At 62.4% G+C, this 15,348-nt stretch carries 14 protein-coding genes; 13 read left to right on the top strand and 1 reads right to left on the bottom strand.

The features are described from left to right. On the bottom strand, positions 1-360 hold a 360-nt coding region (locus VFE81_RS13325), incomplete at its 3' end, for a pyridoxal-phosphate dependent enzyme (protein ID WP_325045039.1). Positions 361-903: 543 nt separating this feature from the next. Between VFE81_RS13325 and VFE81_RS13320 the strand changes: the two genes are divergently transcribed. The 13 genes from VFE81_RS13320 to VFE81_RS13260 all read left to right on the top strand — a co-directional run. Then, positions 904-4,998: an FAD/FMN-binding oxidoreductase gene (locus tag VFE81_RS13320; RefSeq protein ID WP_325045038.1), complete on the top strand. Its 4,095-nt coding sequence runs from the start codon at positions 904-906 to the stop codon at positions 4,996-4,998. A gap of 34 nt (positions 4,999-5,032) precedes the next feature. Beyond that, positions 5,033-5,461, top strand: a complete 429-nt coding sequence (locus VFE81_RS13315) for an HIT family protein (protein WP_325045037.1) — start codon at positions 5,033-5,035, stop codon at positions 5,459-5,461. A 165-nt stretch (positions 5,462-5,626) separates the two neighbouring features. Next, positions 5,627-6,040 carry a DUF971 domain-containing protein gene (locus VFE81_RS13310; protein ID WP_325045036.1) on the top strand — a complete coding sequence of 138 codons (414 nt, stop codon included), beginning with the start codon at positions 5,627-5,629 and terminating at the stop codon, positions 6,038-6,040. Positions 6,041-6,107: 67 nt separating this feature from the next. After that, positions 6,108-6,839 (top strand): bifunctional demethylmenaquinone methyltransferase/2-methoxy-6-polyprenyl-1,4-benzoquinol methylase UbiE, encoded by a 732-nt coding sequence (gene ubiE, locus VFE81_RS13305; RefSeq protein ID WP_153137354.1) that lies wholly within the window; start codon positions 6,108-6,110, stop codon positions 6,837-6,839. A 38-nt stretch (positions 6,840-6,877) separates the two neighbouring features. After that, positions 6,878-7,870, top strand: a complete 993-nt coding sequence (locus VFE81_RS13300) for a Tim44 domain-containing protein (protein ID WP_325045035.1) — start codon at positions 6,878-6,880, stop codon at positions 7,868-7,870. Between the two features lie 153 nt (positions 7,871-8,023). Beyond that, positions 8,024-8,668: a ubiquinone biosynthesis accessory factor UbiJ gene (locus tag VFE81_RS13295; RefSeq protein WP_325045034.1), complete on the top strand. Its 645-nt coding sequence runs from the start codon at positions 8,024-8,026 to the stop codon at positions 8,666-8,668. A 15-nt stretch (positions 8,669-8,683) separates the two neighbouring features. After that, positions 8,684-10,261: a ubiquinone biosynthesis regulatory protein kinase UbiB gene (gene ubiB / locus VFE81_RS13290; RefSeq protein ID WP_325045033.1), complete on the top strand. Its 1,578-nt coding sequence runs from the start codon at positions 8,684-8,686 to the stop codon at positions 10,259-10,261. 29 nt (positions 10,262-10,290) lie between these two features. Next, positions 10,291-10,914, top strand: coding sequence for a methyltransferase domain-containing protein (locus VFE81_RS13285; protein WP_325045032.1), 624 nt, complete (start codon positions 10,291-10,293; stop codon positions 10,912-10,914). Positions 10,915-11,091: 177 nt separating this feature from the next. Beyond that, positions 11,092-11,496 carry a zinc ribbon domain-containing protein gene (locus VFE81_RS13280; protein ID WP_325045031.1) on the top strand — a complete coding sequence of 135 codons (405 nt, stop codon included), beginning with the start codon at positions 11,092-11,094 and terminating at the stop codon, positions 11,494-11,496. Between the two features lie 75 nt (positions 11,497-11,571). Further along, complete coding sequence (locus tag VFE81_RS13275) at positions 11,572-12,225, top strand: DUF502 domain-containing protein (protein WP_325045030.1); 654 nt, start codon at positions 11,572-11,574, stop codon at positions 12,223-12,225. A gap of 64 nt (positions 12,226-12,289) precedes the next feature. Further along, positions 12,290-14,089 carry an aspartate--tRNA ligase gene (gene aspS / locus VFE81_RS13270; protein WP_325045029.1) on the top strand — a complete coding sequence of 600 codons (1,800 nt, stop codon included), beginning with the start codon at positions 12,290-12,292 and terminating at the stop codon, positions 14,087-14,089. Positions 14,090-14,270: 181 nt separating this feature from the next. Further along, a complete protein-coding gene (gene nudB / locus VFE81_RS13265) occupies positions 14,271-14,771 on the top strand; it encodes a dihydroneopterin triphosphate diphosphatase (protein WP_325045028.1) in 501 nt (166 codons plus the stop codon). Next, positions 14,768-15,348, top strand: a 581-nt coding sequence (locus VFE81_RS13260) for a phospholipase D-like domain-containing protein (RefSeq protein ID WP_414695591.1), incomplete at its 3' end; no start/stop codon positions are given. The genes nudB and VFE81_RS13260, both read left to right, overlap by 4 nt.

The following is a 15,348-nucleotide window of genomic DNA, read 5'->3' as shown; positions in this document are numbered from 1 at the left end:
TTCGACCGTTGCGCCGCCATGCGCGCGCACCGCATCGACCTTCAACTGTGGCGTGGTCACCGGCACCACGATAATCGCCTTCACGCCCATGCGCGCCGCCGACAGCGCCACGCCCTGCGCGTGATTACCCGCTGACGCGGTAATCACCCCCCGCTCCAGCGCGTCCACCGGAATATGCGCCATCTTGTTGTACGCGCCGCGCACCTTGAACGAGAACACCGGCTGGTTGTCCTCGCGCTTCAGATAAACCGGATTGCGTAGCCGTGCCGACAGATTCGGCGCGCGTTCGAGTTCGGTCTCGCGGGCCACGTCGTAGACGCGCGCGGTCAGGATTTTCTTCAGGTAGTCGTGGGAAGCCATGCGGGTGGCGCGGTGCGCTTTGTGAGACGGGAAAGGGTCAATGATAGCGCCAACGGTGCGCACTCTGGCCTTCAGCGAACCCTCGGAGAACGTCCGAGCGCCCTCGGCAAAGCGTTGTCCGACCGTTCGGTCGGAGAATTCTCCGCATGCGCTTGCGAGCCCGGTTCAACCCAAAAACCCCCAAAGTCCCGTTGTAGCTCCGATTTCAGGCGCCAACGCACGGCTGGATCATGGGGTAGAATTCCATTTTGGAATAAGGATCGGAAGATGCACTGGCAGCCTCGGATCGCCCATTTGATGCCCGTCCCGCGTGAGTCTTGTCCCGCGGCGGAGCGTCACGTCCGTCAGCGGCACCTCCGCCAGCGGCACCTCCGCCACGCACGATCGTGTAGCTGTCTCTGAGCGCCGTGAAGCGACTGATGTGGGTAGGCCGTCGGTTGCGCTTCGCTCCCCTAGAAGATTTCCAGCATTGCGCTCCACGCGCACCGTCTGCCGGCGCCTCACCAATGAGCGCGCCCGGTTGACCCACAGAGTCGTCCGACCATGAACGCACCTCAAGTTTTCGATCCGCACGGGGCCGCCATTGCGGTGGCCGCCGATCCCGAAGCGCGTCTGCGCGAAATTCCCTATAACTACACGTCGTTTTCCGACCGCGAAATCGTCATCCGTCTGCTGGGCGACGAAGCCTGGGCGGCTTTGGCCGAACTGCGCGCGGAACGCCGCACCGGCCGCTCGGCCCGGATGCTGTATGAAGTGCTCGGCGACATCTGGGTCGTGCGCCGCAATCCCTACCTGCAAGACGACCTGCTCGACAACCCGAAGCGCCGCGCGCTGCTGATCGAGGCGCTGCATCACCGTCTGACCGAGATCGAAAAGCGCCGCCGCGCCGATCTGGTCGAGCACGGCGATGAAGCGGGCGTCGATCGGGCCGCTCGCGTTGAAACTCTGGTCGCGGCTGCACGCCGGGCCGTCGACGATTTCGAAAGCGAGTTCCAGAAGACCTTTGATTTGCGCCGTCGCGCGAACAAGGTGCTGGGCAAGGTAACGGAAAAAGACAACATCAAGTTCGACGGTTTGTCCCGCGTTTCGCACGTGACCGACGCGACCGATTGGCGCGTCGAGTACCCGTTCGTCGTGCTGACGCCGGATACCGAAGCCGAGATCGCCGGCATGATCAAGGCGTGTTTCGAGCTCGGTCTGACCGTGATTCCGCGCGGAGGCGGCACGGGTTACACAGGCGGCGCGGTGCCGCTCACGCCGTTCTCGGCCGTCATCAACACGGAAAAGCTTGAACAGCTGGGCGCGGTCGAGTTGACCGAACTGCCGGGCGTCGAGCGCAAGGTGCCGACGATTTTCTCCGGCGCCGGCGTCGTTACGCGTCGCGTGACCGAAGCGGCTGAGCAAGCCGGTTATGTGTTCGCGGTCGATCCTACCTCGCTGGATGCATCCTGCGTGGGCGGCAATGTCGCGATGAACGCGGGCGGCAAGAAGGCTGTGCTGTGGGGCACGGCGCTCGACAACCTCGCCTGGTGGCGCATGGTCGACCCGGAAGGGAACTGGCTGGAAGTCACGCGTCTGGACCATAACCTCGGCAAGATTCATGACATCGAAGTCGCGCGTTTCGAACTGAAGTGGTTCGACGGCCGCTACGCGCCGGGCGAAAAGCTGCTGCGCACGGAAGCGCTCGACATCAAGGGCCGCGTGTTCCGTAAGGAAGGTCTTGGCAAGGACGTCACGGACAAATTCCTGGCCGGCTTGCCGGGCGTGCAGAAGGAAGGCTGCGACGGCCTGATCACGTCGGCGCGCTGGGTGCTGCATAAGATGCCGGCGCATACGCGCACGGTCTGCCTCGAATTCTTCGGTCAGGCCCGTGAAGCGATTCCGAGCATCGTCGAGATCAAAGACTATCTGTTCGAAACGTCGAAGCAGGGCGGCGCGATTCTCGCCGGCCTCGAGCATCTGGACGAGCGCTATCTGCGCGCGGTCGGTTACGCGACCAAGAGCAAGCGCAACGCGTTTCCGAAGATGGTGCTGATCGGCGACATCGTCGGCGACGATGCGGATGCGGTGGCGCTTGCTACCTCGGAAGTCGTGCGCATGGCCAACGGCAAGAGCGGCGAAGGCTTCGTCGCGGTCAACGCCGAAGCGCGCAAGCGTTTCTGGCTCGACCGCAGCCGCACCGCCGCGATCGCCAAGCACACCAACGCGTTCAAGATCAACGAAGACGTGGTGATCCCGCTCGACCGCATGGGCGAGTACACCGACGGCATCGAGCGCATCAACATCGAGCTGTCGATCAAGAACAAGCTGCAACTGGTCGACGCGCTGGAAGCGTTCTTCAAGGGCGGCAAGCTGCCGCTCGGCAAGAGCGATGACGCCAACGAAATCCCGAGCGCGGAGCTGCTCGAAGATCGCGTGCAACAGGCGCTCGATCTGCTGAAGAAGGTGCGTACCCGCTGGGAATTCCTGCGCGACAAGCTCGATCTGTCCTTGCGCGAGGCGCAGCATTATCTGGTTGGTCTCGGCTACGAAGGACTCGCGGAGAAGTTCGCCGATCGCGTCGACGCGCAGCCGGATGCGACCGTGTTTCATATCACGCAGGATCGCACGGTACGCGTGTCGTGGAAGGCGGAGATCCGCGCCGAACTGCGTCAGATCTTCAACGGCGGCGAATTCAAGCCGATCCTCGAAGAAGCCCAGACGATCCACAAGAAGGTGTTGCGCGGCCGCGTATTCGTCGCGCTGCACATGCACGCGGGCGACGGCAACGTCCACACGAACCTGCCGGTCAACTCCGACAACTACGAGATGCTGCAGGACGCCCACACGGCGGTCGCGCGCATCATGAAGCTGGCGCGTTCGCTCGACGGCGTGATCTCCGGAGAACACGGCATCGGCATCACCAAGCTCGAATTCCTGACGGAAGACGAGATCGGTGAATTCCGTGCGTACAAGCAGCGCGTCGATCCGCATGGCCGCTTCAATGCCGGCAAGCTGCTCGCCGGCGCCGATCTGCGTAACGCGTACACGCCGAGCTTCGGCCTGATGGGTTACGAATCGCTGATCATGCAGCAGTCCGACATCGGCGCGATTTCCGAGTCGATCAAAGACTGTTTGCGTTGCGGCAAGTGCAAGCCGGTGTGCGCGACCCACGTGCCGCGTGCGAACCTGCTGTACAGCCCGCGCAACAAGATTCTCGCGACCTCCTTGCTGGTCGAGGCGTTCCTGTACGAAGAGCAGACCCGCCGCGGCGTGTCGATCAAGCACTGGGACGAGTTCAACGACGTCGCCGATCACTGCACGGTCTGTCACAAATGCGTGACGCCGTGTCCGGTGAAGATCGACTTCGGCGACGTGACCATGAACATGCGCAACCTGTTGCGCAAGATGGGTAAGAAGAAGTTCAATCCGGGCAACGCAGCCGGCATGTTCTTCCTCAACGCCACCAATCCGCAGACCATCAATCTCGCGCGCACCGCGATGATGGGCATTGGCTACAAGGCGCAGCGCCTCGGCAACGACGTGCTTAAGAAGTTCGCGAAGAAGCAGACGGCGCACCCGCCGGCAACGGTCGGCAAGCCGCCGGTCACGCAGCAGGTGATCCACTTCATGAACAAGAAGATGCCGGGCAATCTGCCGAAGAAAACCGCGCGCGCGTTGCTGGACATCGAGGACAACAAGATCGTCCCGATCATCCGCAATCCGAAGACGACCACCGCCGATACGGAAGCGGTGTTCTACTTCCCGGGCTGCGGCTCCGAGCGGCTGTTCTCGCAAGTGGGTCTGGCTACGCAAGCCATGCTGTGGGAAGCGGGCGTGCAAACCGTGCTGCCGCCGGGTTACCTGTGCTGCGGCTATCCGCAGCGCGGCTCGGGCCAGTTCGACAAGGCCGAGCAGATCGTCACGGATAACCGTGTGCTGTTCCACCGCGTCGCGAATACGCTGAATTATCTCGACATCAAGACGGTGGTGGTGTCGTGCGGCACGTGTTACGACCAGCTCGCCGGCTACGAATTCGAGAAGATTTTCCCAGGCTGCCGGATCATCGACATCCACGAATTTCTGCTCGAGAAAGGCATCAAGCTCGAAGGTGTGAACGGCGTGCGCTACATGTACCACGACCCGTGCCACTCGCCGATCAAGACGATGGACCCGGTCAAGCTCGTCAACCAGCTGATGGGGTCGGAGAAGGACGGCTACACGATTGAGAAGAATGATCGCTGCTGTGGCGAATCCGGCACACTCGCGGTAACACGCCCGGACATTTCGACGCAAGTCCGCTTCCGCAAGGAAGAGGAAATCCGCAAAGGCGCGGCGAAGTTGCGCGGGATTCCCTTGGTGGGCGAAACGGGCGCGAACGGGACCAATTCGGCTAATGCGTCGGCCGGCGCCGCGAGTGCGCCGAACGGCTCCGTGCTGAAGGCTGGCGATGGCCCGCAACCGAGCGGGGCCACCGACGTGAAGATCCTGACGAGCTGCCCATCCTGTCTGCAAGGGCTGTCACGCTACAACGAAGACGCGGGCACCGAGGCGGACTACATCGTCGTCGAGATGGCACGTCACGTGCTGGGTGAAGACTGGATGGCGGATTACGTCCAGCGGGCGAACAATGGCGGAATCGAGCGCGTGCTGGTTTAATGGCACGACTGACGATTTTTGCCTGAGGACGACGATGGACTGCGTTTTTTGCCTTGAAGATGGCGGCGACGTGCTGTGGCAGGACGACACCCTACGTGTCGTTCTCGCCGACGAACACGATTATCCGGGCTTTTGCCGGGTGATCTGGAACACGCATGTCGCTGAGTTTTCCGATCTCGCCGGCACCGACCGCGATCGCGTGATGCAGGCCGTATACGCGGTCGAGCGTGCGATCCGGCGCATTCTTCAGCCGGTGAAGGTCAACCTGGCAAGCCTCGGCAACCAGGTGCCGCACGTGCATTGGCATGTGATTCCGCGTTTTTCGAACGACGCTCATTTCCCGCTGCCGGTCTGGGCGCCGCGCCAACGCACGGTGTCCGAAGCATTACTGTCGTCGCGCCGCGCGCAAGCCACCTTGCTGCGCGAGGCGGTGCGACAGGAAATCGAACAGGCTCTTGGCTGAGCGCCCCCGAACCTGCCGCTTCGCGCCAGGTTTACCAAGGGGGTTACAAACACTTGGGGCGACCTGGCGTACGAAGAACGCCCCCAAAACCTGCCGCTTCGCGCGGGCCCTTCACGAGGGCCAGGAAAATCTGGAGCGGCCCGGCGTTTTCTTTATGAGGTCATCATGAGTGGACTGACTCCCGCTACCCCGGTGCCGACCGGCGTCGTCGTGCATTCCAAATCGCGCGTACTCGAATTGCAATACGCAAACGGCGAAACCTATCGCTTACCGTTCGAACTGCTGCGCGTGTATTCGCCGTCAGCCGAAGTGATGGGCCACGGGCCCGGCCAGGAAACGCTGCAAACCGGTAAGCGCGACGTCACGATCACGATGATCGAAGGCATTGGCAACTACGCGGTGCAGCCAACTTTCTCCGACGGGCATGCCACCGGCATCTATTCCTGGGACCTGCTGCACGACCTTGCAGTCCGTCAGGATGAACTCTGGTGCAACTATCTCGCCAAACTGGCAGCGGCCGGCGTCGATCGTGACGCGCCAATGGCGTCAGCGGGCGCTGCGCACGGGCACTGTCACTGATACGATTCGCCCTGATCGCCGCACTGATGCGGCGCAACATTTCAGAATACGCGAAAGGACGAGCGCGATGAGCAAAACCCACTTCGGCTTTCAATCGGTCGACGAACAGGAAAAAGCGCAAAAGGTGGCCGGCGTATTCCACTCGGTCGCCTCCAACTACGACTTGATGAACGACCTGATGTCGGGCGGGTTGCACCGGGCGTGGAAGATGTTCACGATCGCCCAGGCCAACGTCCGGCCGGGCTTCAAGGTGCTGGACATCGCGGGGGGCACGGGCGATCTGTCGAAGGCCTTTGCCAAACAGGCAGGCGAAACCGGCGAAGTCTGGCACACCGACATCAACGAATCGATGCTGCGCGTGGGCCGCGACCGCCTGCTGGATAAGGGCGTGATCACGCCGGCGCTGCTCTGCGACGCCGAAAAGATCCCCTTTCCGGACAATTACTTCGACGTGGTCACCGTGGCATTCGGTTTGCGCAACATGACGCACAAGGACGTGGCGTTAGCCGAGATGCGCCGCGTGTTGAAACCGGCTGGCCGTCTGCTGGTGCTGGAGTTCTCGAAGGTGTGGGATCCGCTTAAAAAGGTCTACGACGTCTATTCGTTCAAGGTGTTGCCGTGGCTCGGCGACCGTTTTGCGAAGGACGCCGAGAGCTACCGCTACCTGGCGGAATCGATCCGGATGCATCCGGACCAGGAAACGTTAAAAACAATGATGGAACAAGCGGGCCTGGATGGCGTCAAATATTACAATTTGTCAGCTGGCGTGGTAGCTTTACATGTGGGGACCAAATACTAGGGTTCCTAACCCATCGATTTTTAAAGGAAAGTACGAAAATGTCCGATTCAGGTGTGTTATCTCCCCGTAAGGTTACGAGGTCATTGGTGAGAAGAATCGGACTGATCGCGATGGTCGGTCTGATCATGGCCGGCTCTCTCGCCTCGCTCGATGCGGAAGCCCGCCGCATGGGCGGCGGCCGTAGTTTTGGCCGTCAGTCGAACACGGTTCAGCAACAGTCGACCCCGTCGCAACCTTCCCAAAGCAATCAGGCCATGCAGCAGCGTGCGCAGCCGGCTCCGGCGCCTACGCCGACTCCGGCCGCCGCGCCTAACCGCTCACGCTGGCTTGGTCCGATCGCCGGTCTGGCGGCCGGTCTCGGTATCGCTGCATTGCTGTCGCACTTCGGTCTGGGCGGCGCGTTTGCCGGCGCCATGGCCAATATCATCGTGATCGCGGTGATTGCAATGATCGGTATCTGGCTGATCCGCCGTTTCATGGGTCGCAAGCGCGACACGGCGCAACCGGCGTACGCAGGCGGCTCGCCCTCGCTGAACGCAGGCGGCACCGGCTACACGCAGGAGCCGCGTTACAGCGCTCCACCCACCGGCTCGTATCTTGAACCGCAAGGTAACCCGCTGACCACGCCGTCCATCAACGCCGCGCCTTCTGTCCCGGCCGGCTTCGATTCGGAAGCGTTCCTGCGTAACGCCAAGGTGTATTTCGTGCGTTTGCAAGCCGCATGGGACGTCGGCAATACGGAAGACATCCGCGAATTCACTACGCCGGAGATGTTCGCCGAAGTGAAGGTCGATCTCTCGTCGCGTGGTGCGGAGTCGAATCAGACCGACGTGGTGCAGTTGAACGCAGAGTTGCTGGGCGTTGAAGAGCGTGCGACCGAATACTTCGCCAGCGTGCGGTTCTCGGGCTTGATCCGCGAATCGGCAGGTGCTGCAGCTGAGCCGTTCGTCGAAGTCTGGAACCTGTCGAAGGCGAACCGGCCCGGCGAAGGCTGGCTACTGGCCGGCATTCAACAGGTGGCGCAGCACTGAGGCAGTAGCGGGGCAGCGCCGAGGCAGCACTGCTCGCCCTGATTTCGCACAAAACGTTGGCCGTTCGGCATAGCAGGCCGCGAAGCGAACGGACGTTACAATAGGAACCCGCGCGGGCACCTCGCCTGCGCGGGTTTTTTCTTGCTACTCTCAATGACCCTCGCCGCCAAGCCCTTCGCTGCTGCTGTCAATCATCTGCTCGCCCGCGAATCGTGGGCTCGCGAGCGCCTCGCCCCGTACGCGGGCAAGACCGCCAGACTGTCCTGTCCGCCGGTCGTGCTGATGCTAATGGTGCAACCGGACGGCTATCTGGGCGCGGTCGACGAAATCGATGCGCAACAGTTCGATGTCGCCATCGCGGTGCCGTCCGATGCGCTGCCGGCCTTCGTGCAAGGCGGGCAGACCGCCGTGATGAAGCATGTGAAGATCGAGGGCGACGCCGAATTTGCGACTGTGATCGCCAAGCTCGCCGAGCATCTGCGCTGGGAGCCAGAGGAGGATCTGGCGAAGCTGATCGGCGACGGTCCGGCGTGGCGGGTGGCGTCGGTCGTGCGCACGGTCGGCGAACATGCGCGGCGCACCGGGCGCAATCTGCTCGACACCGCCGCCGAATACCTGCTCGACGAAAATCCGCAACTGGTGCGGCGCACCGCGCTGGAAGACTTCAACGTCGAACTGGCGCGCGCCCGCGATGCTTTGGCGCGTGTGGAAAAGCGCATCGAGCGTCTTGAACAGAAGGTCGAAGCCCGCGGCGCCGATGCGCCGGGCGGCGCCGCCACGTCGCGCGGCACGCGCTAGTCATCGGGCCCAACTATGCGTTTTCTGCGTTTCCTCAAGATTTTCTTCACGGTCATCCGCTTCGGTCTCGATGAGATGATGCTCAGCCGCGTCAACGACCGGCGTGTGCGTCTCCTGCTGCGTATCACCACGATCGGCCGCAAGTTCGAGGCGCCGCCGGGCGTCCGCTTGCGGCTCGCGCTCGAAAGCCTTGGGCCGATTTTCGTCAAGTTCGGCCAGGTGCTGTCCACACGACGAGATCTGTTGCCGGTCGATATTGCCAATGAGCTGGCTAAGCTGCAGGATCAGGTCCCGCCGTTCGATTCGGCGGTAGCGATCGGGCTGGTCGAGAAGTCGCTCGGCGCACCGGTCGACGTGCTGTTCGACGATTTCGAGCGGGTGCCGGTGGCGAGTGCTTCGATCGCGCAGGTGCACTTTGCGAAGGTGAAAGCGGGGCAGCACGCGGGCAAGGCGGTCGCCGTGAAGGTACTGCGGCCGAACATGTTGCCGGTGATCGACTCTGATCTGGCCTTGCTGCGCGACATCGCCGTATGGGCCGAGCGCCTTTGGGCCGACGGCAAGCGGCTCAAGCCGCGCCAGGTGGTCGCCGAATTCGACAAATACCTGCACGACGAACTCGATCTGATGCGCGAGGCGGCCAACGGCAGCCAGTTGCGTCGCAACTTCGCCGGGCTCGATCTGCTGCTGGTGCCGGAGATGTACTGGGAGTTCTGCACGCCCACAGTGCTGGTGATGGAGCGCATGGTCGGCGTGCCGATCAGCCAGGTGGAGACGCTTCGCGGAGCCGGCGTCGATATTCCGAAGCTGGCGCGCGAAGGCGTCGAGATTTTCTTCACCCAGGTGTTCCGCGATGGTTTTTTCCACGCCGACATGCACCCGGGCAACATTCAGGTGAGCCTGGACCCAGCGCACTTCGGCCGCTATATCGCGCTCGATTTCGGCATCATCGGCGCGCTGTCGGACTTCGATAAGAACTACCTTGCCCAGAACTTCCTCGCTTTCTTCAAGCGTGACTACCACCGCGTCGCCACGCTGCATCTGGAGTCAGGTTGGGTACCGCCTACTACGCGGGTCGAAGAACTGGAAAGCGCGATCCGCGCGGTTTGCGAGCCCTATTTCGACCGTGCATTGAAGGATATTTCGCTCGGCCAGGTGCTGATGCGCCTTTTCTCGACCTCGCGCCGCTTCAACGTGGAAATCCAGCCGCAACTGGTGCTGCTGCAAAAAACCATGCTGAACGTCGAAGGGCTCGGCCGCTCGCTGGATCCTGAACTGGACTTGTGGAAGACGGCCAAGCCCTACCTTGAACGCTGGATGAACGAGCAGATCGGTCTGCGCGGCTGGTACGAGCGGCTGAAGATCGAGGCGCCGCAGTGGAGCAAGACGCTGCCGCAGTTGCCGCGCCTGATCCACCATGTGCTGGCCGGACACCACGACAATACGCGCGGCGCGAACGACGACATGATTCGCCAGATTCTGCTCGAACAGAAGCGTACCAACCGGTTGTTGCAAGGCTTGCTGCTGTTCGGCGTGGCGGTCGGTGTCGGCGCGGTGCTGGCACGGGCGTTTCTGGCGTTCGCCTACGGCGGCTGATCCCGATCCTGATCCACACGAGGCATTCCATGAGCGATCCGAACCCGCCTTCCGCGCCCGATTTCGCGACCCGCGACCCCAACTCGCCGGCGTTCTGGGACGAGCGCTTCGAGCGCCATTTCACGCCGTGGGATCAGGCGGGCGTGCCGTCGGCGTTCCAGTCGTTCGCTGAACGGCATCGCGATGCTGCGGTACTGATTCCGGGTTGCGGTAGTGCCTACGAGGCGCTGTGGCTAGCGCAGCGAGGCAATCCAGTCCGGGCGATCGATTTCTCGCCGGCCGCAGTTGCGGCAGCGCGCGAGCAACTGGGCGCGCAGCATGCGCAACTGGTCGAGCAGGCTGACTTCTTCACTTACGAACCGCCGTTCACGCCGGCATGGATCTACGAGCGCGCATTCCTTTGCGCGCTGCCGTTGGCGCGCCGTGCAGACTACGCGCAACGGATGGCCGGGTTGTTGCCGGCTGGCGCATTGCTGGCGGGTTTCTATTTCATCGGCGCGACGCCGAAAGGGCCGCCGTTCGGTATCGAGCGTGCTGAGCTCGACGCGTTGCTCACGCCGTACTTCGATCTGATCGAAGACGAAGCCGTAAACGATTCCATCGCCGTCTTTGCTGGACGCGAGCGCTGGCTGACCTGGCGCCGTCGTGATTGAAGACGCCGCCGCACCTGGCGGTGGCGGGGGCGCGCTTGATTCGAGCGCGGCCGCCCCCATTTAGTTGGACGGCGGCTGCGCCCGGCGCTTGTCCCCAAAATCCGGGGAAGGGGTGTCGTTTGCGGCTATAATTCAAGGCTTTGCAAGCGTTTACAAGATTTCAGTAGGGAAAAGTTCATGCCGATCTACGCTTATCGTTGCGAGTCATGCGGCTTCGGGAAGGACGTGCTTCAGAAGATGAGCGACCCCCAGTTGACGCAATGTCCCGAGTGCGGGAAAGACACATTTCGCAAGCAGGTGACTGCAGCCGGTTTCCAGTTGAAGGGCTCCGGCTGGTATGTGACCGATTTTCGCGGCGGTAACGGTGGCGCGGGCGCGCCGGCCAAGCCCGACGCGAATGGCGGCTCGAATGCGAATTCGGGCGAAACCGCCGCAGCCGGGAATGACGGCGCAGCGAAAACCGACACGGCTTCGGCCAACGGCACGGCCGCCGCCGCTTCATCGGGCGCAGCCGCAACGCCTGCCGCGCCTGCTGCCGTACCGGCCGCATCGGCGAGTTCGAGCGGTCCCGGCAGCGCCTAGTGGGACTGCCGCCCTCAGGGGCGGCGCACACGCCGCGCGCCGGATATCGGCCCGCGCGGCTTTCTGGCGGTACACATGACGACGAAAAAAACGACGCTCAAATCGGTGTTCCTGACTGGCCTGCTGGTGCTGGTGCCTCTGGCTATCACCCTGTGGGTACTCGGTCTGATCATCGGCACGATGGACCAGACGCTGTTGCTGCTGCCTACCTCATGGCAGCCGGAGCGTGCGCTCGGCTTCCGTTTGCCGGGCCTCGGCGCGGTGCTGACGCTGGCGTTCATCTTTGTCGTCGGGCTGTTGACGCAAAACTTCATCGGCCAGAAGCTCGTGAAGTGGTGGGAAGTCGTGGTCGCTCACATTCCGGTGGTCGGCCCGATCTACACCAGCGTGAAGCAGGTGTCGGACACCTTGTTGTCGAGCAGCGGCAATGCGTTTCGCAAGGCGCTGCTGATCGAGTACCCGCGCCGCGGTTCCTATACGATTGCGTTTCTGACCGGCATTCCGGGCGGCGACGTGGTCAACCACCTGAAAGAAGATCACGTCAGCGTGTATGTGCCGACTACGCCGAACCCAACGTCCGGCTTCTTCCTGATGGTGCCCAGGAGCGAAGTGATCGAACTCGACATGACGGTCGACGCCGCGCTCAAGTACATCGTCTCGATGGGCGTCGTGGCGCCGTCCGCGCCTCCGGCGCCGGTGCGCCGCACGACAGTCGAGCCTCCGCTGTAATGCCGGTGCGCAGTGTTTCACTGCAGCGCGCCGCTCAACCAATGCAAAACGAAAGACAAACATCATGTCGATGAGATCTGAATACTGCGGTCTGGTGACCGAAGAACTGCTGGGCCAACCCGTCTCGCTGTGCGGCTGGGTAAGCCGCCGCCGCGACCATGGCGGCGTCATCTTCATCGACCTGCGCGACCGCGAAGGCCTCGTTCAGGTCGTCTGCGATCCGGATCGCGCGGAAATGTTCAAGACGGCCGAAGGCGTTCGCAACGAGTTCTGCCTGCAGATCAAGGGCGTGGTTCGCGCTCGCCCGGAAGGCACGACGAACGCCTCGCTGAAAAGCGGCAAGATCGAAGTGCTGTGCCATGAGCTGGTCGTGCTGAACCCGTCGATCACGCCGCCGTTCCAGCTCGACGACGACAACCTGTCGGAAACCACGCGCCTCACGCATCGCGTGCTCGACCTGCGCCGTCCGCAGATGCAGCACAACCTGCGTCTGCGTTACCGCGTCGCGATGGAAGTGCGCAAGTACCTGGACTCGCTGGGCTTTATCGACATCGAAACGCCGATGCTCACCAAGAGCACGCCGGAAGGCGCGCGCGACTACCTCGTGCCGTCGCGTACCAACCCGGGCCAGTTCTTCGCGTTGCCGCAGTCGCCGCAACTGTTCAAGCAGTTGCTGATGGTCGCTAACTTCGATCGCTACTACCAGATCGTCAAGTGCTTCCGCGACGAAGACCTGCGCGCCGACCGTCAGCCGGAATTCACGCAGATCGACTGCGAAACCTCGTTCCTGTCGGAACAGGAAATCCGCGATCTGTTCGAAGCGATGATCCGTCACGTCTTCAAGGAAACGATCGGCGTTTCGCTCGACGAAAAATTCCCGGTCATGCTGTATTCGGAAGCCATGCGCCGCTTCGGTTCGGATAAGCCGGACTTGCGCGTCAAACTCGAATTCACGGACCTGACGGATGCCGTCAAGGACGTCGACTTCAAGGTGTTCAGCACGCCGGCTAACACGAAAGATGGCCGCGTTGCGGCGATCCGTGTACCGAAGGGCGGCGAACTCTCGCGTGGCGATATCGACAGCTATACGGAATTCGTGCGCATCTACGGCGCGAAGGGTCTGGCGTGGATCAAGGTCAACGAAGTGGCGAAGGGCCGTGACGGTCTGCAAAGCCCGATCGTCAAGAACCTGCACGACGAAGCGGTCAAGGCGATCATCGAACGCACCGGCGCGCAAGACGGCGACATCATTTTCTTCGCAGCGGATCGTGCGAAGGTGGTGAACGACAGTCTGGGCGCGCTACGTCTGAAGATCGGTCATTCGGAATTCGGCAAGGCCAACGGTCTGGTTGAATCCGGCTGGAAGCCGCTGTGGGTGGTCGACTTCCCGATGTTCGAGTACGACGAGGAAGACAACCGCTACGTCGCCGCGCATCACCCGTTCACGAGCCCGAAGGACGAGCACCTCGAGTATCTGGAAACGGATCCGGCGCGCTGCCTTGCCAAGGCCTACGACATGGTGCTGAACGGCTGGGAAATCGGCGGCGGTTCGGTGCGTATCCACCGTGAAGAAGTTCAGAGCCAGGTGTTCCGCGCGCTGAAGATCAACGCGGAAGAAGCGCAAGCCAAGTTCGGCTTCCTGCTCGACGCGCTGCAATACGGCGCGCCGCCGCACGGCGGTATCGCGTTCGGTCTGGACCGCATCATCACGATGATGGCCGGCGCCGATTCTATCCGCGACGTGATCGCGTTCCCGAAGACGCAACGCGCACAGTGTCTGCTCACGCAGGCGCCGAGCGAAGTGGACGAGCGCCAGTTGCGCGAGTTGCACATCCGCCTGCGTCAGCCGGAACCGAAGGTCTAAGCTGAGCCGAACGCTGGCTGCCTGAAGACTGGCCGCCAGCGTGGAACGAAGAAGCAAACGAAAAAGGCGCGTGATGCGCCTTTTTCGTTTTTTGCGTTACAGTCGAAGCAACCGATCCCGACCGATCATTGGACCACTCGCCGACATGTACCGCGCAAGCGTTGCGCCCAGTTTTTACGCCATGCCGAAACCGCCGAAGATCCCGCAATCCGTACTCGTCGTCATCCATACGCCCGCGCTCGACGTGCTGTTGATCCGGCGTGCCGATCACGCAGATTTCTGGCAATCGGTGACCGGTTCGAAAGACCTGCTCGACGAACCCTTCATTGAGACAGCGGCGCGCGAAGTTGCCGAGGAAACCGGCATCGTCGTCGGCACGACGCTCGTGCCGCAAAGCGCGTTGTTCGACTGGCACTACTCGATCGAATACGAGATCTATCCGCAGTTCCGGCATCGCTATGCCGAGGGCGTGATCCACAACACCGAGCACTGGTTCAGCCTGGAAGTGCCCGAGCAACTCGAGGTGACACTCGCGCCGCGCGAGCACACCGCGTTCCTGTGGCTGCCGTATGAAGAGGCAGCCTCGCGCTGTTTTTCGTCGTCGAATGCGGATGCGATCCTGCAATTGCCGAAGCGGCTCGCTGGGCGCCTGAAGGTCCAGCCCGAGGAGCGTGCCCGGTGAGCGTCGGCGGCGCGCGCAGTTTCGCGCGACTCCGGCAATCGCTGCTCGGCCGCCGCTACTGGCAGCGCTACCGCTTCACCAGCGGCAACGACGTCAAACTACTGCGTTCCGGCGACGAGTTCTTCGCCGCGCTGATCGAACGCATCGACGCGGCACAGAGTGACGTCGTTCTCGAAACCTATATCTTCTGTAACGACAGCGCAGGGCAGGCCGTCAGCGCGGCTTTGCAGCGCGCAGCCTCACGCGGCGTAAAGGTGCGCGTGATTACCGACGGTATCGGCACCGCGCGCCTCGAGATGTTCAATGAATGGTCATTAGCCGGCATCGACCATCGCATCTACAACCCACATCTGTTCGGCCGCTTCGGCTTCTCGCGTACGCACCGCAAGATCGCGGTGGTGGACGACCAGTTCGGCTACTGCGGCGGCATCAACATTGTCGACGACTACGAGAACAACGGCGAGAAGCTGCCCTATCGGCGCTGGGATTTCGCGGTGGAACTGCATGGGCCGGTGGTCGCCGATATCCGCCAGGCGTTCGAGGTGCAGTGGCGGCGCATTCGTCTTGGGCATCGGCC

The sequence above is a fragment of the Paraburkholderia sp. genome, from assembly GCF_035656215.1.
In the GTDB taxonomy this organism is placed as follows: Bacteria; Pseudomonadota; Gammaproteobacteria; order Burkholderiales; family Burkholderiaceae; genus Paraburkholderia.
Note: the sequence above shows the minus strand (reverse complement) of the source record. Positions and strands in the feature narration are given on the sequence as shown.